Here is a 24,327-nt window from a genome sequence, read left to right as displayed (position 1 = left end):
TCAGGTGCAGTCCATTCCGTGGGCTGCGGCACCATCATCGGCATCGCTGTTGCTGGTGACTTCGGTGTTTGTCACGCCAATTGTCACGAGGGGAAATGCCGCAAAGCCTTGTACGAGGTGGGCTGCAGCAGCGGTAGGAGCGCCCGTCTCTTTCCGGAAGAAAGAGACGGGCGCAGGTTGGCGCAAGGAAATGGCCAAGCGGATAGGTTGCTGCAGGGCAGTTATGAAAGGGGATGAGTTGCCGCAGTGGGCGCACTGGTAAAAGTAGGCATCCATCACATCGCTGTGACCGTGCGAGCTACCGGACGCTAATCGCACTTTGGGAGAACCACCACGGTGTGGCGTAGCCTTAAAGGTTCTGGCTACCTGGGAGCCGCTAACGACAGCGCTTTGAGGCTTCTTTTTATCGCCCGCGTATGGCTGGGTCAACCGAGTTGCGCGCAGTCCATTGCGCCAATCGGCGATGCTGGAAGGCGTTGGTCGTTAGTGATATTGGGTGGACATTTAGCCGTTTGTCGTCTTTTTAATGTGAACCCCTGCGCGTGGGAATGTGAAGTCATCCCATGCGCAGGGGCTCGGTCGGAAAACCTAGAGCGAGGCTGATAATGGTCCGAAGAAGCGTGAGTGTCATGCTACAGCGTGGGGGACCAAGCATGTCGAGACAAGGGGGGAGAGGGTTATCAATAGCTGTTCCACGTGGGTACGCCACGGGCAAAGCTACCGAGATGACTCCACTTATTGCCGCGGTCTTCGACGTAGTGGTTCGTGACTTGGTTCTTTAAGTACTTGGTGACCACCGGATAAAGACCCAGATATTCTTGTCCCTGGAAGCTCTGGTTTTCAGAGTCCAACAGCGGAAGGATGGCGACCCGGCCAGGCTTGTGGCCGTCGAAGAACCCTAACTCCCAGGGCATCCATTTCGAGTTGGAAGAGTTTTCAGTGGCGATATACATCATGGAGCTTGAGTGCTTCATGCGGTCTCGGAGGATGGCAGCTGTCTCCTTGTCCACCGAGCTGCGGTCCAGTTGCCGGTCGACAACCCAGTCCACATAGACGCGCATTCCCTGCTTTTGCAGGAGGATCATCACCCCCAGAACAAGGTCAGAATCGTCGGTGGAGTGTGACAGGAAGATGTCGAACTCCTCGTATGATTTGTAGTTTTCCATTGTTGCGGTCAGAACAGCTTTTGCAGTGCGATATCCACGAGCGCCGGCCGCAGCGGCACGCGCCTCGCTTTTGGTAAAAAAAGCCATATTAAGTACTTCTGGTATGGGTTACTGATTGATGGCGTTTTCGATCCAGGTCGCCAAGTTGTCCCTAATATCGCCATAGGCATCGCTATAGTTGGGCTCATACACAAGGGGCTTAACGATCTGGCCGCTTTTGTTCTTGAAGCTGAACTGATTAAAAGGGTTGGTCCCCATTGTCCCGAAGCCATTGCGGGGGCAATTCAGGCGGTGGATATGAACGCCCACCACTGCCTTGCCCAGCTCCCAGGCTCGCTTGATTTCGTACTGGACCCATGGACGGTTGGCGGTCTGGCTGCCGATCAGCACCACTAAGCAAGATTTTCCGTTCAGGTTCTGGTCGATCCAGTTTTTCACGCCTTGCTCAGTGCGTTTGATCTGTTCCCACGTGTTAGGGCTGACGGGCTCATCGCCTTCCAGCGCACCCATTCGGCGGATCTGCTGCACTCGCATCACATCGTTGTCGAAGTGAAAGCTATAGAAAACCTTGCGTTTCATCCCTAACCCCCAAGTTTCTTAATGATGGACAGAATCTGCCGTTCGATTTTGGCCCGATTAGCTGCGGGGTCCGCGAGTTGCGCCACCTCCGCTTCAAGCCAGGGATAATCGGAGAAGTGGTTAGCTGGATCCGCAAGCATCTCGTCTGCCAGAGCCTTCGCCATGTAACCGGTAGTTCCAATGGGCAGTGCTACGACGCCTTTCTCCTGAGCAATTTCGAATTCCTTATGTACGCCGTCGGCGTTAACGACGCTGCCGTCCTTAACCTTGTTGCCGAAAATGAAGAGGGCTATGCCGGAAAGCCCAATCATGCGGTGCCTGTATTCATGCCACAGATCGGGCAGGTCTTTGCCATTCGAGGCCACCTGCGGAAACGGCCGCATGATGAGTTGATCCTCTGAGTACTTTTCCGGTTTGGAATAAATGGCATCGAGAGCACCGTTGATGACCGCGCTCCCGATTCCCCAGCCAAATCCATTGACGACTCTGTAACCCCCTTTCACCAAGGATGCAGAAAGGGAGTGCACGAAATTCAGGGCATCCTGCTTGTCCCAGGCACCGTACTCTTCGGCGCTACCGGAAATGAAGATGGTCTTCTTGAGGAAGCGGCTCTCGATCTCCTTCAAAATCACCGGTATTTCATTGTAATCGTCGATCAGAAGTGCCTGAATGCCAAACCGCAGCAGGTCGCGAACATGGTGCTCCTGTCGGCGCCGCCGATACTTCGCGGACTCTTCGTCTTCCTTCCCTTGCAGCTCAGCAGGCTCCTTGCGAAGGAAGCAGTAGTGGGTTCGCCGATAATCGTCCGGCACATGCAGTCTACTGAGCACGTAATCCAGGTTGGGGTCCGTGAAACTGAAGCCTATGAACAGGAATGTCTTAGAAATCAGATCCCCACTCAGGGTTGTTACAAAGGCTTCGTGGCTCTTGTGGTATTTCTCGTATTGAGACTTATAGAGAATGGCAGCACCTGGCGACGACACGTCACCGTGCATTTTGTAAACGACGGCGTCACGCTTGGGGCGAGTGGTAACTAGGTCGTCTGTTTTGCGTTTGATATCCGCGACGCGGTAGTTCTGCTTGAGGCTATCTTCTATCAGAGTGTCGTAGTTGGTCGTCCAATACGTTCTGATCGGAAGTCGGGAGATAATGTCGTGAGCTTCGGAGGGTTCTGCCTGCTCCGAGAATTCTTCAAGGATTTTTCGGGCCAGGCCGTTCGAGCTGTTTTTCTGGTTGACATGGTATTGCGCAACCGAAATCAGGTCGTGCTCCAGCTCAACCTTAAGACCCAGTTCTTCGGCGATTTCACTGAGCAGCTCGCTCCAGTTGACGAAACCGCAGCTTTTAGAAAGGCCCGCGCCGGCAAACACAGCGGCCCCCCCATTCTCAATGTCCTTCACATACGTTCTGATGAACGCTTCAATTTCGGCTGAAAACTTACCGGTCATACCCGGATACTTCCCTGTAATTGGCCAGTAGCCATCATACGGGGAGAGGGGGGGGTGTCAATGCAGCCAGGGGGTTATTAAGCGTCCACCGATCTGGCAAGTAACTATGCGAGCTTCCGGGCGCGAATCGCACTCGGGGTGAACCACACACGGTGTGGCGTAGCCTTAAAGGTTCTGGTTACCTGGGTTGCTGTCAACGACAGCGCTTTGCCCGATCTTTTTTACGTCGGTGAATAACTTGGGTCAAGGCCCGAATTTTCGGTAGTTCTGCGGCTGTGGATGCAATTATCCACCGGTGGAAATCAGTGGTTTTTCACAGACAGATGCATGGGGTTTAGATTTTTTAAGTGAGGTCCCTTTAAGCAGGGAGGCTATGCCTCCCTGCTTAAAGGGACCCGGCTTTAAAATCGGTAACCAGAGGCCTCGTGGTCCTACATCGATGTTGGTTGCGCCGCGCTTGCGGGATTGTAGCGTTGATGCATCCGCTCCAAGGTCCGAGGCATTCAGCGGTCGCCGTCTCATCATTCTCCTGATGTTTCGCGTTGGGCCTCATCCGCGTGTTCAGGTGTGGATGTGGCGTAGATGGCCCATGCGTGCATGAGCTCCCGTCGCTTATCAAAAAAGTCTGATCGAGAGTATGCGCTTTCCGTTTCCCCGCGTTCGTCATGGGCCAGCGCGAGCTCGCAGATATCTCTTGGGAAAGGAGTCTTTTCACCTGCCCAATCCCGGAAGGTTGAGCGAAAACCATGACGAGTGATGTGCTCATAACCCAATGCATGAAGCAAATTGCGAATGCCATTAGCGTGCATCACGCCGCTTCGGCCGTGGCCGGGGAAAACGTAGGGACTTTTGGGGGTGACTTTCGGAAGGCCCTTCAGAAGTGAAACCACCTCTGGAGCCAGGGGGATCGCGAACGCTTGCCGGGTTTTCATGCGCTCATCAGGCAGAGACCATCGACCCGATTCCAAGTCAAACTCATCCCAGCGTGCGAATCGGACCATATGCGAGCGAGCGCCGGTTAGAATCAGTAACTGAGCCGCGACAGAAGCGTGGCAGGGATCCTTGCGTAAGGCTTCCATAAGCTTCGGCAGATCCTGCCATTTCAGCGCAGGATGATGCTGGCGTTTACGAGCTTTCTTCTTCTCATGCCGGCTCAGCAGGTTTTCCAGATGGCCGCGCCAGCGTGCCGGATTCTCTCCAGTCCTGAGACCTCGGGCTCTGGCGGCATCCAGGATTTGTTCGATTTGCCCACGTACTTCGTCAGCCGTCCGCGTTTTGGTCACCCAAAGTGGTTGCAGTGCCTTGATCAGGTGTTTGGTCTCGACCTTGTCGGCTGACAACTTCCCTATCGTAGGGAAAGCATAGAGTTCTAGTTTCCTCAGCCAGCCCTTGCGCCATTTCTCCGACCAGCTCGAACCATGGGCATCTCGATAGTCGGTGGCCAATTTCTCAAAGGTAATCAGCTGCGCCAGTTCACGGCGTTCAGCTTCCCGTTGAGCGGCTTGTTCAGCCTGTCGTTTTGCGAGTGGATCAGTGCCTTTCAAAATCTGGACTTTGTTTTCATAGGCGGCCGCGCGGGCCTTTTTTAGATCGAGCTGGGGGTAGCCACCCAATCCCATCTCTCGTCGTTTGCCGTGTAGCTGAAACCGCAACACCCAGTTTTTTCGCCCCGTAGCTTTGACGATAAGGCGTAGCCCTTCACCGTCTTCGTAGGTGCCTGGCTCGGTCACATTTTCGACATACTTTGCGGTCAGCTTGCCCATCTTTTCGGCCCTCTGGTCCCCCACTTGATCCCCCACTTGGCTGTGGAAGACGATGGATGAAAACGGAAGTCACAGGAACAAAAGTAGGCTGAAACCCTTGATCTAGCAAGGCTCTCGCGGTTTTCAGGAGATGAGAGTGGCTTTCAAAAATAAATTAAAAAGCCGGCTTGTGGCCGGCTTCTCGGGGACTGGCTTGGTTTATTTTTGGTAAACCGCGCCAGCCTTCAAAACGTACACCCGGATCTTGCGTCCGGCTGTGGGACTCGGCGAGAAAATCATCTGCCTTGTCGGTGCGATCTGAGCCTGAAGAAGGGTCGATGCGCAAATGTGGGGCGCAGCATACTGATTTTTTTGAGGAATTCCCAGCTTGGTATGCAGGGTAGAGGGATTGCGCTGAGCTGTAGCAGCTGCCGAAGGCTGCGTTCGGCTGTTGCGTAGTCGAACGAGGCAAGCCCCTGTAGGAGCGAGCGGTGCGCGGTCCGACTTGCCCGCGAAGAGCGATGACACGGTCTGCCTGGCGGACTGCGGCGCTCCCTTCGCAAGCAAGCCTCGCTCCTACACAGGGGCAAGCCCCTCGCCATGGTTGCTTACAGGAAGGGCACAGACGGCCGCCGTTTGTTGAGCGTCGACCACCAGAATACCCATCCCAATACCCTGATGTTTTGCTTGTCGATCTGCTCGGCATTGAAGATCTCGTCTGGATACTCGGCTTTGTTGTAACTGCGCAACCGCAGCGCATTCCCCGGCATTCGGTGCAGGTATTTGATCCGCAGCATCCCGTCATGCTCGATCGCATAAATTTCCCCATCAATAACCTGAGTAAGCCCGCGGTCGATTGCAAGCGTCGAACCGTCTTCAATCTTTTCGGCCATGCTGTTGCCGATCATGTGGGTAAAAATAGCGTCGGCGTGGTTGATTTCCAGGGAGTCCAGATGGCTGCGGGGCAGGCGGATGGATTGGCTGGGGTCTTTGACGACGTGAGTTTTGTTGGAGCCCGGGGCGGTGGTTGTTTCTTTGTAGAAGGGCAGCTCGACGTCGATGGCTTCGATCACCGTGTAGATGCCGCGGATGGCTTGGGCGTCGAAGGTGTTGCCGGCCTCGTCGAGCACGCGCAGGCGTGAGGATTCTTTCGGGCCTTCGCCGGTTTTTAGCCAGTCGCTGTTTACAGACAGTAGTCTGGCGACCTCTTCCATGCGGTAGGCGGGCACACCTCGGGTGTACCAGTTGTGGATATTTTGCGCTTCCGTGTCGAAGAAAGCGGCAAATCCAGTGGTTGTGATTTTCGCTGCTTCGAGGAGTGCTTTAAACCGTGGGCCGCTAGTGTTCTTTTTCATAAACACGAGTTTACTGGCGCAGGATGGGGGTTTGAATAAACGACCCGTTCAAATTTCGAGGGAAATTTAAGACTGGATGTAAGACGCTTTTAGTGGAATTTAAACAGGAAAAAACCAAAGCCAAGAAGCGTTCCACGTACCGTTAAAGGTCAGTGTCTGAGCGGAGCGCCCACAAAAAACCCCGGATCAACCGGGGTTTTTCTTCAAGCGTCGCAGCTAGAAGCTAAGCAGCTTCTCAGCCTTTATAGGCAGCAACCGACTTGGTGATCGCGTCGCGGGCGGCATCTGCGCCGGCCCAGCCTTCGATCTTCACCCATTTGCCTTTTTCGAGATCTTTGTAGTTCGCGAAGAAGTGCTCGATCTGCTGGATCAGCAGAGGTGGCAGATCGGTGTATTCCTTCACGTCGACGTACAGCTGGGACAGCTTGTCGTGTGGAACCGCGATCACTTTGGCATCGCCGCCGCCGTCGTCGGTCATGTTCAGGATGCCGACTGGACGCGCGCGGATTACCGAACCTGGAGCAACCGGGTAAGGTGTCACGACCAGCACGTCGAGGGGATCACCGTCGTCGGCCAGGGTGTTCGGGATGTAACCGTAGTTGGCCGGGTAGAACATCGGGGTGGCCATGAAACGGTCAACGAACAGGCAATCGCTGTCTTTGTCGATTTCGTATTTGATCGGCGCGTGGTTGGCCGGGATCTCGATCGCGACGTAGATGTCGTTCGGCAGGTCTTTGCCAGCCGGAATCTTGCTGTAGCTCATTGGGCGGTGCCCCCGTTAGTTGACCAAAAACACTTGGCCGGATTGACCAAAAAGTGGCGGCGATTATAGGCATATTCCGCCGTCGTTGCCATGCGCCAGAGGTCGTAGAGACCCAGGTGCCCGCTAGTCGTGTGCCTGATAGACAGGGTTCTCGGCCAGAAGTTGCTTCAGCCTCGCCAGCGGATCTTGCCGGTAAAACAGCTTCAGCTGCTCATAAACCTGCGGATAAGCCTCGTGCAATAAATCCGGGGCGCTGAAGAAGTATTCGCTGGTGACCGCGAAGAACTCGGCGGGGTTTTCCGCTGCGTATGGGTCAATGGCGGTTTGTGCGTCAGGGTTGCGGTCCAGATGCCGATCGAGGTCGTCATAGGCTTCTTGCATGACCTTGGCCCAGTCGCTGACGCGCATATCGGCATGCAGCGGTGGCAGGCCATTGGCGTCGCCGTTGAGCATGTCGAGTTTGTGCGCGAGTTCGTGGATGACCAGGTTGTAGCCTTCCCAGCCACCGCTGGCCATCACGCCGGGCCAGGCGAGGATGATCGGGCCTTGCTGCCAGGCTTCGCCGCTGTGTTCGCCGTCCCATTCATGTTCGACGCCGCTGGCGTCGCGATGGCGCTGGGGGCTGAGGAAATCGTCGGGGTAAAGGATGATTTCGTGAAAGCCCTGATACCAGTTCAGATCGCCCAGGTGCAGCAGCGGCAATTGGGCTTGGGCGGCGAGTAGTAGGCGTTGCTCTTGGTGAAGTTCGACGCCGGGCAGGGCGGTCAGGTGTTTGTCTTGCAGGAACAGCACGCAGGCTTCGCGCAGCCACTGGTCTTCGGCTGCGCTGAGGCCATCGAGAAAACTCAAGTGATGGCGCACCCGTTGCCACATGTCGTCGGCAATCGGATGCCTGGCCAGGGTGCGCCGGCGTCGCCAGGCGCTAAGGGACCACATCGTGAGTCAGCGGGGTTCGGCTTTGGACGCAGCATGACCGAGGCGGCTGCGGATCACGCTGATGATCATCGGCAGCAGCGACAGCAGGATGATGCCCACCACCAGCAGCGACAGGTTTTTCTTGATGAACGGTACGTTGCCGAAGAAGTAACCGAGGGTGACCAGGCCACCCACCCAGAGGATGGTGCCGAGGACGCTGAAGGCAAAGAATCGTGGGTAAGGCATTTTGCCAATGCCCGCGACGAACGGGGCAAAGGTACGGATGATTGGCATGAAGCGCGCCAGGGTCACGGTTTTGCCGCCGTGTTTGTCGTAGAAGTCGTGAGTTTGTTGCAGGTAGTCGCGGCGGAAAATTTTCGAGTTCGGGTTGCGAAACAACCGTTCGCCAACGGTGCGGCCGATCACGTAGTTGGTGCTGTCACCGAGAATCGCAGCCAGCATCAGCAGGCCGCCCAGCAGCACCGGGTCCATGCCGCCACCGGCCGCCACGGCGCCGGCGATGAACAGCAGAGAATCGCCCGGCAGGAATGGCATCACCACCAGACCGGTTTCGCAGAAGATCACCAGAAACAGAATGGCGTAGATCCATGACCCGTAGTTAGTCACCAGCAGGTCGAGGTAAACATCGAGATGCAGGATAAGGTCGATCGGGTTGAAATCCATGGAAAGCACCTGTGGTGATGGCCCGACTCTGCAGGCCTGTGCGGATGGCTCGCGTAAGACTACAGCCAGGTGTAATTTTTCCTACGAGCCGGAAGAATGGGCATTATACGGGGTGACAAGTGAAAAACGCGTCGAGTTTGTAGCGGGGAATGTCGATGGGTCGACCATAGGTCTGTTGGCTTTGCACAATCCACTGTGGTGAGGGGGCTTGTTTCCGCTGGAGTGCGAAGCGCTCCTGGTCCGACTACGCGGTGTATCAGGAAAATCGCTTTGGTGGGTTTACGACTGCTGCGCAGCCGAACGGGAGCAAGCTCCCTCGCCACATAAGGCCCCAGTGCGTTACAGCCCGTCACTGATCGGCAACACGTAGTTCTTGAACTCGGTGTCTTCCTTGAACCCGATGGATTCGTAGGTTTTCTGTGCGACATCGTTATCGCTGCTGGTGGAAACGCGCATGCGCACGGCATTGGTTTCCTTGGCCATTTTTTTCGCGGTGCGGATCAGGTTATCGGCCACCAACTGGCGGCGGGCGTCTTCGGCGACGTAGATGTCGTTGAGGATCCACACGCGTTTAAGCGAAAGAGACGAAAAGCTCGGGTACAACTGACAGAAACCCATCAGTTTATTGTTGTCGTCATCGGCCAAGGCCAGGTAGATCACCGATTCCTTGCGTCGCAGGCGTTTCTCGAGGAACGCCCGGGACGAGTCCGGATACGGCAGGGAACCGTAAAACTCACGATATTTGACGAATAACGGGGTCAGCAGGTCGAGGTGTTCGAGGGTCGCTTGAATAATCCGCATGGTAGGTCTCGTCTTCAAGTGGCTGTCTTACGTGGTGACGGCGACGGGAAACCCTGGCGGCCGTGCATCGATCCTGCCTGAAACCTGAATAGAAACGCAATGCGGAAACGGTTCAGGTATCCGACGGGCTCAGTAGGAAATTACCTCTCATGTCTGCACCAATGTCCGACTCCAGCGTCTGAACCTGGGCTTCGTCCTTCAGACTGACCCCTGATAACTGCCGCCGACAGGCTTCGCGCATCAAATACAGCAAGCGGTGTGCCGCCATGCCGTAACTCAAGCCTTCGAGCCGAACATTCGAGATGCAGTTGCGATAGGCATCTGTCAGTCCGACTTTCGGATTATAGGTGAAATACAACCCCAGGCTGTCTGGCGAGCTCAAGCCGGGGCGTTCGCCGATCAATATGACCACCATCTTCGCGCCGAGCAGCTCGCCGACCTCGTCGGCCACCGCTACACGGCCCTGTTCCACCAGAATTACTGGCGACAGGGACCAGCCTTCAGCGGCTGTCTGTTCTTCCATACGCGCCAGAAACGGTAAGGTGTGGCGATGAACGGCCAATGCCGAGAGGCCATCGGCCACCACCACGACCAAATCCACTCCGCCAGGATGGCTCAGCGCGTAATCGCGCAAGGTCTGCGCCGACTCATCACTCAACTTGCGCCCCAAATCGGGGCGCTGCAGATAGCTGTTCCGGTCGGTGGCGGCGCTGTGCAGCAACAAACTTTCACGTCCACGCTGGGCCAGTTGCGAACTGAGCCCCAGGTGGTCGAACGGCAGGTGCACTGCATCCCGGGCCTGTGCATGGGCGTACTGAAAATCCAGCTGCGCGCTGGTCGGCATGCTGGTGCCTGTACGACCGAGGGCAATACGTGCCGGGGTCAGGCGCCGCAACTCCAGCAATGGGTTTTGCGGATCGACAGGTGGTTTATCCATCTCAATACTCATCCCAGTTGCGCCATGGCCTGACGGAAGGCCGGCGGCAGGTTGTCGCCGAAGTGAATTTTGCCGTCTGCCTGGGTGAAGATGCCCATGTTCGCCAGCCACTGTTCAAACTCCGGCGCCGGTTTCAGGCCCAAGGTTTTCCGGGCGTAGAGGGCGTCGTGGAACGAGGTGGTCTGGTAATTGAGCATGATGTCATCAGAGCCGGGGATGCCCATGATGAAGTTGATTCCGGCCACGCCCAGCAGGGTCAGCAGGGTGTCCATGTCGTCCTGATCGGCCTCGGCGTGATTGGTGTAACAGATGTCGCAACCCATTGGCACGCCCAGCAGCTTGCCGCAGAAGTGGTCTTCGAGACCGGCGCGGATGATCTGTTTGCCGTTGTAGAGGTATTCCGGGCCGATGAAGCCTACGACGGTGTTCACCAGAAACGGTTTGAAATGGCGCGCCACGGCGTAGGCGCGGGTTTCGCAGGTCTGTTGATCGATGCCATGGTGAGCGTTGGCTGACAAGGCGCTGCCCTGGCCGGTCTCGAAATACATCAGGTTCTGGCCCAACGTGCCGCGATTCAGGCTCAAGCCCGCGTCATAGCCTTCCTGCAAGACGTTGAGGTTGATACCGAAACTGGCGTTGGCCGCTTCAGTGCCGGCGATCGACTGGAACACCAGGTCCAGCGGAACGCCGCGATTCACCGCCTCGATGGAGGTGGTGACGTGGGTCAGCACGCAGGCCTGTGTAGGAATTTCATAGCGCTGGATGATCGCATCAAGCATTTCCAGCATGGCGCAGATCGAAGCGATGCTGTCGGTGGCCGGGTTGATGCCGATCATTGCATCACCGTTGCCGTACAGCAGGCCGTCGAGAATGCTCGCGGCGATGCCGGCCGGCTCGTCGGTGGGGTGATTGGGTTGCAGGCGTGTCGAGAGCCGGCCGCGCAGGCCCAGAGTGCCGCGGAATTTCGTGACCACGCGGATTTTCTGCGCCACCAGCACCAGGTCCTGCACACGCATGATCTTCGACACGGCGGCGGCCATTTCCGGGATCAGGCCCGGAGCGAGGGCGCGAAGACTCTGTTCGTCGGCGGCGTCGCTGAGCAGCCAATCGCGAAAGCCACCGACAGTGAGGTGGCTGACCGCTTTAAAAGCTTGTTTATCGTGGGTGTCGATGATCAGCCGGGTGACTTCATCGGCCTCGTAAGGAATCAGTACTTCCTGCAGGAAGTGAGTCAGCGGGATGTCAGCCAGGGCCATCTGCGCGGCCACCCGCTCGCCATCATTTAGGGCTGCAACGCCGGCCAGAAAGTCCCCGGAACGCGCCGGGCTGGCTTTGGCCATGACGTCTTTGAGACTGTCGAAGCGGTAGGTCTGGGCGCCGACGGTATGGGCAAATATGGCCATGGGACGGTGTCCTCCTGATGAATACAAATCTTGATAACACGGAGCATCCTGTGGGAGCGGGCTTGCCCGCGATGCAAACAACTCGGTTCAATAGTTGCACCGCGGTGATGCAATCGCGGGCAAGCCCGCTCCCACATGGATTGCGCTGTATCAGGGCAGGCGCCGGGAATCAGCCCGGCGCCGGTGCAACTCAGACGCCTTCGAGCATCGCATCCGCCGGCGCGTCGGAACGCTGCTTGGCAGTCAGTTGGAAATACAGGTAACCGGCCGCCATGAACCCGAGGAATACACAGCCGATCAGCGTGTTGAACCATGCCATCGCCACCAGACACACCACCGCCAGAAACAGCGCGATCCCAGGTACGATCGGGTAACCCGGGGCGCGGAAGGTGCGTTCCAGGTTCGGCTCGGTTTTACGCAACTTGAACAGGCTCAGCATACTGATGATGTACATCACGATGGCGCCGAATACCGACATGGTGATCATTGCCGCCGTCAGCGTCATGCCTTGCAGGTTGACCAGGCCGTCGCTGTAGATCGCTGCGATGCCGATCACGCCGCCCGCCAGAATCGCCCGGTGCGGAGTCTGGAAGCGCGAGAGTTTGGCCAGCCCTTTGGGCAGGTAACCGGCGCGTGCCAGGGCGAAGAACTGTCGCGAGTAGCCAAGAATGATCCCGTGGAAACTCGCCACCAGGCCGAACAGGCCGATCCACACCAGCATGTGCATCCAGGTCGAATTATTGCCGACCACGGCTTTCATCGCCTGAGGCAGCGGATCGTTGATGTTCGACAGTTGGCGCCAGTCGCCAACACCGCCAGCCATCACCATGACGCCGATGGCCAGGAACACCAGGGTCAGAATGCCACTGACGTAAGCCCTGGGAATCGTGCGTTTCGGGTCCTTGGCTTCCTCGGCGGCCATGGCGGCGCCTTCAATGGCGAGGAAGAACCAGATCGCGAAAGGGATTGCCGCAAAGATGCCGGGAATCGAGGCCATGGTGAATTCGTTGGAGCCCGACCAGCCGTTGAGCACGAAATTGCTGAAGCTGAAGCCCGGTGCGACCACGCCCATGAACACCAGCAACTCGGCGACCGCCAGCACGGTGACCACCAATTCGAACGTGGCAGCGATGCTCACGCCGAGGATATTCAAACCCATGAACACGAAATAGGCGCCAACAGCGGCGATCTTCGGGTCCAGTTCCGGGTATTGCACGTTGAGGTAGGCGCCGATGGCCATGGCAATGGCCGGTGGCGCAAAGACGAATTCGATCAGGGTGGCAATGCCGGCGATCAGTCCGCCTTTTTCACCGAAGGCCCGACGGCTGTAGGCAAACGGCCCGCCAGCGTGGGGAATAGCGGTGGTCAATTCGGTGAAACTGAAGATGAAGCAGGTGTACATCGTCGCCACCATCAAGGCGGTGACGAGAAAACCCAGGGTCCCTGCGGTGCCCCAGCCGTAACTCCAGCCGAAGTACTCGCCGGAAATCACCAGGCCGACGGCAATGCCCCATAGATGCAGGGTGCCGAGTGTGGGTTTGAGCTGTGTAATAGAAGTCATAAGTCCTCTCTGTCTTTTTTATTGTTTGATCTGTTGGACTTTCGGGTATGGCGTTTTCGAGTAATGCGGGCACGCAAAGCCCGTGCCAGACAAGCAGGGCTATGATTTACGGTGCGTTTAAGGACGCCATCGCGGGCAAGCCCGCTCCCACAGGGTTATGGGGTAAGTTCACCTATTGGGGTTGACCCAAAACACTGTGGGAGCGGCGGTGCGGCGATCCGACTTGCCCGCGATGACCATCTGAAGGGCGATACAGAACTACCTGTATCGCCCCCGGTTTTTAGAAGAAGCCCAACGGATTGATGTCGTAGCTCACCAGCAGGTTTTTGGTCTGCTGATAGTGATCGAGCATCATTTTGTGGGTTTCACGACCGACGCCGGACTTTTTGTAGCCACCGAACGCGGCGTGCGCCGGGTACAGGTGGTAGCAGTTGGTCCACACACGGCCGGCCTTGATGGCGCGGCCCATGCGGTAGGCGCGGTTGATGTCGCGGGTCCAGAGACCGGCACCCAGGCCGAACTCGGTGTCGTTGGCGATGGCCAGGGCTTCGGCTTCGTCCTTGAAGGTAGTGATGCTCACCACCGGGCCAAAGATTTCTTCCTGGAACACGCGCATTTTGTTGGTGCCCTTGAGCAGGGTCGGCTGGATGTAATACCCGGTCGCCAGGCTGCCCTCGAGTTTTTCCACCTTGCCGCCGGTCAGCAGCTCGGCGCCTTCGCCCTTGGCGATTTCCAGGTACGAAAGGATTTTGTCGAATTGCTGCTCGGATGCCTGGGCGCCGACCATGGTGTCGGTGTCCAGCGGGTCGCCACGTTTGATCGACAGCACTTTCTTCATCACGACTTTCATAAAGTCGTCGTAGATCGACTCTTGCACCAAGGCGCGGGACGGGCAGGTGCAGACTTCGCCCTGGTTGAAGAACGCCAGCACCAGGCCTTCGGCGGCCTTTTCGATGAAGGTCGGTTCGGCTTGCATGATGTCGGCGAAGAAGATGTTCGGCGACTTGCCACCCAGCTCCACGGTCGACGGAATGATGTTTTCGGCGGCGCATTTCATGATGTGCGAGCCGACCGGGGTCGAGCCGGTGAAGGCGATCTTGGCGATGCGCTTGCTGGTGGCCAGGGCTTCCCCGGCTTCTTTGCCGAAGCCTTGCACCACGTTGAGCACGCCGGGCGGCAGCAGGTCGCCAATCAGTTCCATCAGCACGGTGATGCCCAATGGCGTTTGCTCGGCCGGTTTAAGGACCACGCAGTTACCGGCGGCGAGGGCCGGGGCAAGTTTCCAGGCGGCCATCAGGATCGGGAAGTTCCATGGAATGATCTGCCCGACCACGCCCAGCGGTTCATGGATGTGATAGGCCACGGTGTTGCCGTCGATCTCGGCGGCGCTGCCTTCCTGGGCGCGGATGCAACCGGCGAAGTAGCGGAAATGGTCGGCGGCCAGCGGGATGTCGGCGTTGAGGGTTTCGCGAACGGCCTTGCCGTTGTCCCAGGATTCGGTGATCGCCAGCAGTTCCAGGTTCTGTTCGATGCGATCGGCGATTTTCAGCAGCACCAGCGAGCGCGCCTGGGCGGACGTGGCGCCCCAGGCATCGGCGGCGGCATGGGCAGCGTCCAGGGCCCTTTCGATGTCTTCGGCTGTGGAGCGCGGGAATTCGGCAATAGGTTGGCCGTTGACCGGCGATGTATTGGTGAAGTACTGACCTTTGACAGGCGCGACGAACTCGCCGCCGATGTAGTTACCGTATTTGCTCTTGAACGAAACGATAGCGCCTTCAGTACCGGGGTGAGCGTAACGCATGATGGGTTTCTCCTTGGCTTTTGTGCTTATAAGGGAGGACGCGCTAAAGCGCTGTACAAGCGTAGAGCAAAGGTCGGGCCAGTGCCTTGCAGGTCAGGTAAATCAAGGCCTTGCGCGTTTTTTGTCGGACGGATGGGCGGTGTTTGTGACGCTTGCGGTACAGCCCCTGTGACACTTTGTACCGTTTGTGGCGCAGGCTGTGACTGGCGGGTCTTGCCAGCATTGCAATGCGTCGATGGCTGGAGGATGCTGGGCCTCAAATTGCCACACAGGTAATCCTCTGTGGCGAGGCTTGTGTGTGAGGGGCTTGTGTGGCGAGGGAGCTTGCTCCCGCTGGGCTGCGAAGCGACCCCTAAAATGTCTGCCGGTCATGATTTTTTGGCGAGCGCTTCGCACTCGAGCGGGAGCAAGCTCCCTCGCCACAGGTGTGTGCCAGCCTCTTGATAGGGGGCAGCACAGCTATCGGGGAGAATAATAAGAAATGCACGACAACCATTTGAGTCGCCATGCCCAGCAAGTGCTGACCGTGACCCAGGGTAAATCCCACCTGCATGGTCCCGGCAGCGATCCATCCATTGCCCGTTCCTGGCTGCGTTGTCTTGAGGACTATCACCTCGACCCGGCCCTGACCATGGCGCCGACGGTGCTGGAGCATGGCCGCGTGCTGGAAAGCCGCGAACGCTTGCAGCAAGTGCTGCAGATCGCCGGCAACGAAATGACCAGCCTCCACCAGCAACTTTCCGGTGCTGGCCACGCGGTGCTGCTGACCGACGCCCGCGGGGTGATCCTCAACTGCGTCACCGCGCCCGCCGAACGGAAGATTTTCGAGCGCGCCGGCCTTTGGCTCGGCGCCGACTGGAGCGAAGCCTGCGAAGGTACCAACGGCATCGGCACCTGCCTGGTGGAGCGTCAGTCCCTGACCATCCATCAAGACGAACATTTTCGGGGGCGTCATACCGGCCTGACCTGCTCGGCGAGCCCGGTGTTCGACCCTCACGGCGAGCTGTTGGCGGTGCTCGACGTGTCTTCTGCGCGTCATGAGGTTTCACGGCAGAGCCAGTTTCACACCATGGCTCTGGTCAACCTCTCGGCGAAGATGATCGAGAGCTGCTATTTCCTGCGTTACTTCGACAATCAATGGTTGCTGCGTTTTCACCTGCAGGCCGAATCCGTCGGCCTGTTCAGCGAAGGGTTGCTGGCGTTTGACGGGGAAGGGCGGATCTGTGCGGTGAACCAGAGTGCGCTGAATTTGCTCGGGCATATCCGCGGTGGGCTGTTGGGCAAACCGGTGGAGGCGTTTTTCGACTGCTCGCTGGATGAGTTGCTCGGCCGCGCGAGCCCTGGTGCCAGCGCCAGTTGGCCGTTGCGCACCCGTGATGGGCGGCGGCTGTTTGCCGTGTTGCGCGGGCAGTCGCGCAGTATTCCGGTGCCGGTGGTGCAAAGCCCGATGGTTGCCGAGCGTCCGCGCTTGTCAGGCATTTGCCTGGGCGATGCCGCGTTGCAGGAGGATTTCCGCAAGGCCCTGCGGGTATTCGAGCGTGATGTACCGTTGCTGATCAACGGCGAAACCGGCTCAGGCAAGGAAGCCTTCGCCAAAGCGGTGCATCAGGCCAGTCAACGCTCGGAAAAATCGTTCGTCGCCCTGAATTGCGCGGCGATTCCCGAAAGCCTGATCGAAAGTGAACTGTTCGGCTATCGCGGCGGCAGCTTCACCGGTGCCCGCAAGGAAGGCATGCGCGGCAAGTTGCAGCAGGCCGATGGCGGGACGTTGTTCCTCGATGAAATCGGTGACATGCCGCTGAGCATGCAGACCCGTCTATTAAGGGTGCTGGAAGACCGTCAGGTGGTGCCGATTGGCGGTGAGCCGGAATCGGTCAATGTGCGGATCATCAGCGCCACTCACCGCAATCTGCTTGAAAGGGTGCAGGACGGCAGCTTTCGCGAGGATTTGTATTACCGGCTCAACGGGCTGGAGGTCGCATTGCCGGCGCTGCGTGAGCGCGCTGACAAATCACAGTTGCTCGACTTTTTGCTGGCCGAAGAGGCGGGTGGGGAAACGGTATTGATCGACGGGCCGGCGCGGCAGGCCTTGCTGGATTTTGCCTGGCCGGGGAATGTGCGGCAGTTGCGCAATGTGCTGCGGACTTTGGCGGCGCTGTGTGATGGTGGTCGGATCGGGCTGGAGGATTTGCCGGCGATGATTCGCCAGGCCCGGCCGGTGACAGTACCGGCGGTTGAAGCCCAGTCCGAGTATCCGCTGGACGATGCCGAGCGGCTAGCGTTGCTCAATGTGCTGGAGCAGCAGCGCTGGCACATGACGCACACGGCTGAACAGCTGGGCGTTAGTCGTAATACCCTCTACAGAAAGCTGCGTAAACACGGAATCGCCCGGTAAACCGAGTCGCGGCCAATCGCGGGCAAGCCCGCTCCCACAAGGGCAGCGCAGACCCTGTGGGAGCGGGCTTGCCCGCGATGGCGTCAGTATGGGCGAAACACAAGGTGCGATTTTCCCCTCCCTACGCTAACCTGCGGCCATGTTTTACGAGGTCGACTATGCACATTCATATTCTTGGTATTTGCGGCACTTTCATGGGGTCGATGGCGGTTCTTGCCAAAGAGCTGGGCCATCACGTGACGGGCTCCGATGCCAACGTCTATCCGCCGATGAGCACTCAGCTGCAAGCCCAGGGCATTGAGTTGACCCAAGGTTACGACCCGGCGCAACTCGATCCGGCCCCGGACCTGGTGGTGATCGGCAATGCCATGTCCCGTGGCAACCCGGCCGTCGAGTACGTGCTGAACAAAGGCCTGCCATACGTCTCGGGCCCGCAATGGCTGGCCGATCACGTACTGCAAGGTCGCTGGGTGCTGGCAGTTGCCGGCACTCACGGCAAAACCACCACCAGCAGCATGCTCGCCTGGGTCCTGGAACACGCTGGCATGAGCCCGGGTTTCCTGATCGGCGGTGTGCCGCAGAATTTCTCGGTGTCAGCGCGTCTGGGTGATACGCCGTTTTTCGTGATCGAAGCCGACGAATACGACAGCGCGTTCTTCGACAAGCGCTCCAAGTTCGTTCACTACCGCCCGCGCACGGCGATCCTGAACAATCTTGAGTTCGATCACGCCGACATCTTCCCTGATCTGCCGGCGATCGAGCGGCAATTCCACCATTTGGTTCGGACCATCCCGAGTGAAGGCCTGGTGATCCATCCGACCACCGAGCCGGCATTGCTGCGCGTGATCGAAATGGGCTGCTGGACCCCGGTGCAAACCACAGGTGCTGGCGGTCAGTGGCAAGTCAAACTGCTCAGTGAAGACGGCTCGAAATTCGAAGTGATGTTCGAAGGCGCCGTTCAAGGCGTGGTCGAGTGGGACATGACCGGTCAGCACAACGTCGCCAACGCCTTGGCCACCTTGGCCGCTGCGCGTCACGTCGGCGTAGTGCCGTCGATGGGCATTGCGGCACTGAGCGCGTTCAAAAGCGTGAAACGCCGGATGGAAAAAGTCGCGGAAGTTCGTGGCATCACCATTTACGACGACTTCGCTCACCACCCGACCGCCATCGCCACCACCCTCGACGGTCTGCGCAAACGCATTGGCGACGCGCCGTTGATCGCGATCATCGAGCCGCGCTCCAACTCCATGAAGCTCGGCGCTCATCGTGATGGCTTGCCGGAAAGCGTGGTCGATGCCGATCAGGTGATCTGGTATTCACCGGCCAACCTCGGTTGGGATCTGGGCGCCACCGCCGCGTTGTGCACCGTGCCGTCGATTGTCAGCGATTCGCTGGAAGGCATCATCGAGCGTGTGAAGAGTCAGGCCCAGCCCGGCACTCACGTGGTGATCATGAGCAACGGCGGCTTCGGCGGCCTGCACGGCAAACTGGCCGAGGCGCTGCAATGAACAACGGCCCGGAACGCATCACGCTGGCGATGACCGGCGCTTCGGGCGCCCAGTACGGCTTGCGCCTGCTCGACTGCCTGGTGCGCGAAGACCGCGAGGTGCACTTCCTGATCTCCAAGGCCGCGCAACTGGTGATGGCCACCGAGACCGATGTCTCGCTGCCGTCCAAGCCGCAAATGATGCAGGCCTTCCTCACTGAATACACCGGCGCCGCCGCCGGGCAGATTCGGGTGTATGGCAAGGAAGACTGGATGTCGCCGGTGGCTTCGGGCTCTGGCTCGCCAGCGGCGATGGTGGTGGTGCCGTGTTCCACCGGGACCTTGTCGGCTATCGCGACCGGGGCCTGCAACAACTTGATCGAACGGGCCGCCGACGTGACCTTGAAGGAGCGCCGCCAGCTGATTCTGGTGCCGCGCGAGGCGCCGTATTCGAGCATTCATCTGGAAAATATGCTCAAGCTGTCGAACATGGGCGTGACGATTCTGCCGGCGTCGCCGGGCTTCTATCACCAGCCGCAGACCATCGATGACTTGATCGACTTCGTCGTGGCGCGAATTCTTAACTGTTTAAACATCCCGCAAGACATGCTGCCGCGCTGGGGCGAACACCATTTGAGCAGCGATGAATAAGCTGCTGATCATTCTGCTGGCATTGCAATTGGCCGGCTGCGCCACGGCGCGCACGCTCGATGCCGCCAAGCCTGGAGCGCCGGTGGTGTATTCGGGAACGCGCCTGGATTTGTATGCAATGAACGGCGGTTGCTGTGCCATGGACCGATTTGGCGCAGAAGCGCCGAGTTATCCGGGTATTGACCTGCCAGCCAGTGCGTTGCTCGACACGCTGCTGTTGCCGCTGTCGTTGTTGACGGTGATTGGCGTAAGTTTTCAAGCGACGGGTGGTTTGTAAGAACGAGCGCGGCTCTTGTGGCGAGGGAGCTTGCTCCCGCTGGGCCGCGTAGCGGCCCCGCTTATCCCCCAAAAGAATGGGACTGCTGCGCAGTCCAGCGGGAGCAAGCTCCCTCGCCACAGGTCGGCGCGTTATTTACCTAACTTGCGCAACTCATCCGACTCGACAATCCGCACGCCATCCTGCTCTTCCAGTGCCAGGCGCCACATGGCGCGGGCCAATTGGCAGGCTTCGATGCCGTGGTATTTGCCCGGAATCAATCGCGACAACGGACCGGCGACTTTCTCGGCCAGTCGCGGCTCGACGCGATCGCCCAACAGCAGCGAAGGTCGGCAAATGGTCAGCTGCGGCCAATTCTGTGCGCGCAATGCGTGTTCCATCTCGCCTTTGACCCGGTTGTAGAAAATCGAGGATCTGCGATCGGCCCCCAAGGCGCTGATCACGATCAAGTGCCGTGCGCCCATTTCCCGAGCACGTTTGGCGAAAGCCACGACCATGTCCAGGTCCACCGCGCGAAACGCTTCCTCGGAGCCGGCCTGCTTGATCGTGGTGCCCAGGCAGCAGTAGGCAATGTCGACGCGACCGTTCAATTGCGGCAAAAACACCACCGGGTCGCCGACCGGGTTTTCCAGATGTGGATGCTCGGCCAGCGGCCGGCGTGAGGGGGCCAATACGCGTGTAATCGTTGGCTCGTTGAGTAGACGGTCAAGCAAATGTTCACCGGTTAAACCGGTGGCTCCGGCAAGCAATACATGCTGAGGCGTCAAGTACATAATTATTCCCCCTTGATACTGTTCAGCTTAGTTGCTCTTTTCATCCTTGCTGATAGAGACACTTTGCAGTGCCTTTCGTGCCTGTTGTTTGCGCAACAGTTGCCAGTGGCTGAGAACGGTTTTCGGCGCCCAGATCTGTGGCTCGGAAGCTTCGAAGCTGTCGGCCAGTTCACGCTCGGCCACGGTGGCGCTGGCCAGTTTGAAGGCTTGCTCCAGATCGTCAGTCTGGTTCAGCGCCTGGGCGAACAGCGCGTCGCCGAAATACGTGAAGTTGGCCTCCTCCGAACACCCGAAGGACACTCGATCGGCGCGCGAGGCGGTCATGATCAGGGTGCGTTCATCCTTGAGAGCGGGGATGAAACCGCCGGAATAGCAAGACGAAATCACAATGATTTTGTCGCGCTTTTTCAGGGGGGCGAGGACGGCGGCGAGTTCGTCGGCCGGCAGGTCGGCCAATTCCATGCGTGGCTGGTCGAGCACCAGTTCGTGTTCGCTCGAACCATGGCTGGTCAGGTAAATGAACAGCAAGTCTTCCGGGCCACTGCGCTCTGCCAGGGTCAGGGCGGCGCGGCGCAGGTTTTCCCGGGTGGCCATCGGCCGGTCGCCGAGGTGATCGCGATGGTTGACCAGGCGGATCTGGCCAAAGGCGCCGAACCGGCTGGAGAGCATGTTGGCGACGTAGTCGGACTCGCGCAGGAACACGCTCTGCTTGCCATCGCCGCCCAAGGTCAAGGTGTACAGTTCGACCGCCGGGGTCGAGGCCGGGACGTTGGCCAGTGCATCGTCGAGCAAGCGACCCTGAGCCAGCAAGCCGAGTTCGAGAGGGTCGGGCAGCAGCTTGCCGTCGGCGTCGCGCACGCGTTGACTATTGACCCAGGTGCCGCTCTGCACCGTGCCATCGGTCAGCACCAAAGTGCCTTGGCCCTGATAATTGTCGCCATCGAACTGGCCGACATAGAAACTGCCATCGGCCAGGTTCAAACGGCCCTGGCCGGTAAAACGCCAGTCGCTGAACTGGCCGATATAGTGACTGCCGTCGGCGCCGATCAACTCGCCTTTGCCGCTGAGCACGCCTTCTTTGAACTGACCGAGCCAGACATCGCCATCGGCGTTTTCGTAGCGACCCTTGCCGTGCAGTTGATTGTTCTTGAAACCGCCGACATAGATATCGCCATCGGCGCTGTTGAAGGTGCCGTTGCCTTCTAGTTGGCCGTCGGCGAAATGCCCGGTGAACTGGTTGCCACTGGCATCGCTGCGCTGGCCTTCGCCGTTGGGTTTGCCGTGGGCGAATTGACCCTGGTACTGGCTGCCGTCTTCGAGTTCCAGACGACCGAGCCCTGAGTATTGATCGGCCTTGAATTCGCCGCGGTAGGTCATGGCATTTTCTTTGAGGGTACCTTCACCCTCGCGTCGACCCGCCTTGAAACCGCCGGTATAGGTGCTGCCAGTGGTGGTCAGCGTGCCTTGGCCGTCGAATAGCCCTTGCTGGAATTGCCCGCGATAGACCTCGCCGTTGCTGCCATGCCATTCGCCCTGGCCATGCCATTGGCCTTTGTCGAACTGGCCGGCGTACCAGCTGCCGTTCGGGTAATCGATGCGGCCTTCACCTTGCAGCAAGCCATTGACCAGATCACCGCGATAGCGTCCGCCGTCCGGCAGGCGGGCATCGGGGGGCAACAGCGATTCGCCGTCGCCGCAAGCGGTGAGCAACAGGGTCAGAGCAAGGAGTGCAAGTGGGCGCATAGCGGGATCCGGGCAATTAGGCGACGGAGTATGACGCAGCTATGTGTCGCATTTATAGGGACACGGCAGAGAGACGGCGCGAAACAGCGTGAGCTGCTTCGCATCCGGGATGCTTTACACGAAGCAGAGGGACAGTGGCTCGGCGATATACGCCGGTTTGTCCGACCCTTCGATTTCAAGCGTGGCGGTGGCCTTGAGCAGCCATTGGCCGGGTTTCTTCTCGATGACCTCGTTCATGTCGACCTTGAGTCGAACCCTGGAGTTGACCTTCACAGGCTGGATGAAACGCACGCTATCCAGACCGTAGTTGACCACCATCTTCGCGCCTTCTGGCAGGATGAGGATGTCTTCCATCAGTTTGGGGATCAGTGACAACGACAGGAAACCATGGGCAATGGTGCTGCCAAAAGGTGTTTGCGCAGCTTTGACCGGGTCGACATGGATGAACTGATAATCGCCTGTGGCTTCGGCGAACAGGTTGATGCGTTCCTGATCGATGGTGAGCCACTGGGAACGTCCGAGTTCCTTGCCGACATAATCTTTGAGCTCCGCAACTGGAACATAGGGCATTGAGACTCTCCTTGGGTTCATCGGTTTTATTGGATTTTCGAGCGGGTGGGATGACCTCCCTTGCGAACCACTTTAGATCAACATGACAAATTGTTCCGGTCAACTAACCATGCTTTTGGCGAATGCCGATTCATAGCGTTAGCGTGCTTATAATGTCGGGCCCCTTCTTTGTGGGGAGAGCACGTGGGAGATGATGGATGTTGTTACGTGGCCTGACCTGGCTGGTGCTTTTTCAATTGCTCGGCACCGCCCTAAACCATCTGTTTTTGCCGGTGCTGCCGGGGCCGATCGTGGGCCTGTTGTTGCTGCTGGGATATCTGATTCTCCGCGGTCAAGTCGGCGAGCCGCTGAGCCTTGCGGCCAGCAGCTTGTTACGTTATCTGCCATTGCTGCTGGTGCCGCCGGCGGTGGGGGTGATGGTTTACGCCGCCGACATTGCCGCGGATTTCTGGGCGATCACTGGCGCATTGGTGTTGTCGTTGCTGTTGTCCATGGCCTTTGCCGGCGTACTGATGCAGCGCATGGTCAAGCACCATGCCCATCCTGAGGACGGCCAATGATGCTCGATTGGCACGGCGCCTGGGCGTCGGTGATTCATCATCCGTTATTCGGCATTGGCGTAACGCTGGGTGCGTATCAGTTGGTACTGGCGGCCTTCGAGAAAACCCGCTGGATCTTTCTGCAACCGGTGCTGGTCTCCATGTTGCTGGTCATCGGTGTACTGGTGGGGTGCGGCCTGAGCTACGCCGAATATCGCAAGAGCACCGAGATCCTCAGCATCTTGCTCGGGCCGGCCACTGTTGCGCTGGCGGTGCCGCTGTACCTCAACCTGCGGCGGATCCGGCAGTTGTTCTGGCCGATATTTACTACGCTGGTGATAGGTGGCGTGGTCGCCACAGGTATGGGTGTATTGCTGGGCTGGTGGTTCGGTGCCGAACACATGATCCTGATGACCATGGCACCCAAATCGGTCACCTCGCCGATTGCCATGCTGGTGGCGGAGCAGATCGGTGGCGTCGCGGCGCTGGCGGCGGTGTTCGTGTTGATTACCGGGGTGATCGGGGCGATCTTCGGGCCGAGTCTTTTGACAAGGCTTGGTGTTCACAGTCCTGAGGCGCGCGGTATGGCGCTGGGCATGACGGCGCATGCGGTCGGCACTGCGGTGGCGATGCAGGAAAGTGAAGAATGCGGCGCTTTCGCGGCGCTGGCGATGAGTCTGATGGGTGTGGCCACGGCGGTGTTCCTGCCGCTGGCAGTGTCGATGGTGGTGTAAAGGA

Annotated in this window: 22 protein-coding genes; 6 read left to right on the top strand and 16 right to left on the bottom strand. The window is 58.6% G+C overall.

From position 1 onward, the window contains the following. Window positions 1-680: 680 nt before the first annotated feature. The 13 genes from AB3226_RS11080 to AB3226_RS11020 all read right to left on the bottom strand — a co-directional run bounded on the left by AB3226_RS11080 (window position 681) and on the right by AB3226_RS11020 (window position 15,155). Window positions 681-1,253, bottom strand: a complete 573-nt coding sequence (locus tag AB3226_RS11080) for a TIR domain-containing protein (protein WP_367373105.1) — start codon at window positions 1,251-1,253, stop codon at window positions 681-683. 21 nt (window positions 1,254-1,274) lie between these two features. Beyond that, window positions 1,275-1,745: a TIR domain-containing protein gene (locus AB3226_RS11075; protein ID WP_234229297.1), complete on the bottom strand. Its 471-nt coding sequence runs from the start codon at window positions 1,743-1,745 to the stop codon at window positions 1,275-1,277. Between the two features lie 2 nt (window positions 1,746-1,747). Beyond that, on the bottom strand, window positions 1,748-3,193 hold the full coding sequence (locus AB3226_RS11070; protein ID WP_367373104.1) for an SIR2 family protein: 1,446 nt from the start codon (window positions 3,191-3,193) through the stop codon (window positions 1,748-1,750). 521 nt (window positions 3,194-3,714) lie between these two features. Next, window positions 3,715-4,956, bottom strand: coding sequence for a tyrosine-type recombinase/integrase (locus tag AB3226_RS11065; protein WP_367373103.1), 1,242 nt, complete (start codon window positions 4,954-4,956; stop codon window positions 3,715-3,717). Between the two features lie 587 nt (window positions 4,957-5,543). Continuing rightward, on the bottom strand, window positions 5,544-6,290 hold the full coding sequence (locus AB3226_RS11060) for a helix-turn-helix transcriptional regulator (protein WP_367373102.1): 747 nt from the start codon (window positions 6,288-6,290) through the stop codon (window positions 5,544-5,546). A 235-nt stretch (window positions 6,291-6,525) separates the two neighbouring features. Next, window positions 6,526-7,053, bottom strand: coding sequence for an inorganic diphosphatase (gene ppa / locus AB3226_RS11055; RefSeq protein ID WP_008052339.1), 528 nt, complete (start codon window positions 7,051-7,053; stop codon window positions 6,526-6,528). A 123-nt stretch (window positions 7,054-7,176) separates the two neighbouring features. Next, window positions 7,177-7,989, bottom strand: coding sequence for a zinc-dependent peptidase (locus tag AB3226_RS11050; RefSeq protein WP_367373101.1), 813 nt, complete (start codon window positions 7,987-7,989; stop codon window positions 7,177-7,179). A 6-nt stretch (window positions 7,990-7,995) separates the two neighbouring features. Then, window positions 7,996-8,652: a DedA family protein gene (locus AB3226_RS11045; RefSeq protein ID WP_367373100.1), complete on the bottom strand. Its 657-nt coding sequence runs from the start codon at window positions 8,650-8,652 to the stop codon at window positions 7,996-7,998. A gap of 339 nt (window positions 8,653-8,991) precedes the next feature. Further along, the gene (locus tag AB3226_RS11040) at window positions 8,992-9,453 is read right to left on the bottom strand and encodes a GNAT family N-acetyltransferase (RefSeq protein WP_367373099.1); all 462 of its coding nucleotides are present in this window, start codon (window positions 9,451-9,453) and stop codon (window positions 8,992-8,994) included. A 112-nt stretch (window positions 9,454-9,565) separates the two neighbouring features. Then, on the bottom strand, window positions 9,566-10,390 hold the full coding sequence (gene eutC, locus AB3226_RS11035; protein ID WP_367373098.1) for an ethanolamine ammonia-lyase subunit EutC: 825 nt from the start codon (window positions 10,388-10,390) through the stop codon (window positions 9,566-9,568). An 8-nt stretch (window positions 10,391-10,398) separates the two neighbouring features. Continuing rightward, window positions 10,399-11,793 (bottom strand): ethanolamine ammonia-lyase subunit EutB, encoded by a 1,395-nt coding sequence (locus AB3226_RS11030; RefSeq protein ID WP_367373097.1) that lies wholly within the window; start codon window positions 11,791-11,793, stop codon window positions 10,399-10,401. A gap of 190 nt (window positions 11,794-11,983) precedes the next feature. Then, window positions 11,984-13,354 (bottom strand): ethanolamine permease, encoded by a 1,371-nt coding sequence (gene eat / locus AB3226_RS11025; RefSeq protein WP_095054601.1) that lies wholly within the window; start codon window positions 13,352-13,354, stop codon window positions 11,984-11,986. A 280-nt stretch (window positions 13,355-13,634) separates the two neighbouring features. After that, window positions 13,635-15,155 (bottom strand): aldehyde dehydrogenase family protein, encoded by a 1,521-nt coding sequence (locus AB3226_RS11020; RefSeq protein WP_367373096.1) that lies wholly within the window; start codon window positions 15,153-15,155, stop codon window positions 13,635-13,637. A gap of 481 nt (window positions 15,156-15,636) precedes the next feature. Between AB3226_RS11020 and AB3226_RS11015 the strand changes: the two genes are divergently transcribed. From AB3226_RS11015 to AB3226_RS11000, 4 genes are all read left to right on the top strand, one after another. Beyond that, window positions 15,637-17,550: a sigma-54-dependent Fis family transcriptional regulator gene (locus AB3226_RS11015; protein WP_367373095.1), complete on the top strand. Its 1,914-nt coding sequence runs from the start codon at window positions 15,637-15,639 to the stop codon at window positions 17,548-17,550. A 158-nt stretch (window positions 17,551-17,708) separates the two neighbouring features. Then, on the top strand, window positions 17,709-19,058 hold the full coding sequence (gene mpl / locus AB3226_RS11010) for a UDP-N-acetylmuramate:L-alanyl-gamma-D-glutamyl-meso-diaminopimelate ligase (RefSeq protein ID WP_008009026.1): 1,350 nt from the start codon (window positions 17,709-17,711) through the stop codon (window positions 19,056-19,058). Further along, entirely contained in the window at window positions 19,055-19,687 is a 633-nt protein-coding gene (ubiX, locus tag AB3226_RS11005; RefSeq protein WP_007894343.1) for a flavin prenyltransferase UbiX, read from the top strand. Before mpl ends, ubiX begins: the two co-directional genes overlap by 4 nt. Then, complete coding sequence (locus tag AB3226_RS11000) at window positions 19,680-19,964, top strand: YceK/YidQ family lipoprotein (protein WP_367373094.1); 285 nt, start codon at window positions 19,680-19,682, stop codon at window positions 19,962-19,964. Before ubiX ends, AB3226_RS11000 begins: the two co-directional genes overlap by 8 nt. A gap of 131 nt (window positions 19,965-20,095) precedes the next feature. Here the strand turns inward: AB3226_RS11000 and AB3226_RS10995 are convergent, their stop codons facing one another. The 3 genes from AB3226_RS10995 to AB3226_RS10985 all read right to left on the bottom strand — a co-directional run bounded on the left by AB3226_RS10995 (window position 20,096) and on the right by AB3226_RS10985 (window position 23,050). Then, entirely contained in the window at window positions 20,096-20,737 is a 642-nt protein-coding gene (locus AB3226_RS10995) for an oxidoreductase (protein WP_367373093.1), read from the bottom strand. A 27-nt stretch (window positions 20,738-20,764) separates the two neighbouring features. Then, window positions 20,765-22,480 carry a C13 family peptidase gene (locus AB3226_RS10990; RefSeq protein WP_367373092.1) on the bottom strand — a complete coding sequence of 572 codons (1,716 nt, stop codon included), beginning with the start codon at window positions 22,478-22,480 and terminating at the stop codon, window positions 20,765-20,767. Window positions 22,481-22,594: 114 nt separating this feature from the next. Continuing rightward, a complete protein-coding gene (locus tag AB3226_RS10985; RefSeq protein WP_052967098.1) occupies window positions 22,595-23,050 on the bottom strand; it encodes a MaoC family dehydratase in 456 nt (151 codons plus the stop codon). Between the two features lie 197 nt (window positions 23,051-23,247). Between AB3226_RS10985 and AB3226_RS10980 the strand changes: the two genes are divergently transcribed. Together AB3226_RS10980 and AB3226_RS10975 are read left to right on the top strand one after the other, a co-directional pair. Then, entirely contained in the window at window positions 23,248-23,610 is a 363-nt protein-coding gene (locus tag AB3226_RS10980) for a CidA/LrgA family protein (protein ID WP_367373091.1), read from the top strand. Then, a complete protein-coding gene (locus tag AB3226_RS10975; RefSeq protein WP_367373090.1) occupies window positions 23,607-24,323 on the top strand; it encodes an LrgB family protein in 717 nt (238 codons plus the stop codon). Before AB3226_RS10980 ends, AB3226_RS10975 begins: the two co-directional genes overlap by 4 nt. Window positions 24,324-24,327 lie beyond the last annotated feature (4 nt).

It is taken from the genome of Pseudomonas lini (assembly GCF_964063345.1).
Taxonomy (GTDB): Bacteria; Pseudomonadota; Gammaproteobacteria; order Pseudomonadales; family Pseudomonadaceae; genus Aquipseudomonas; species Aquipseudomonas lini_B.
The sequence above is the reverse complement of the archived record's forward strand: the minus strand, read 5'-3'. Positions and strand labels throughout refer to the sequence as shown.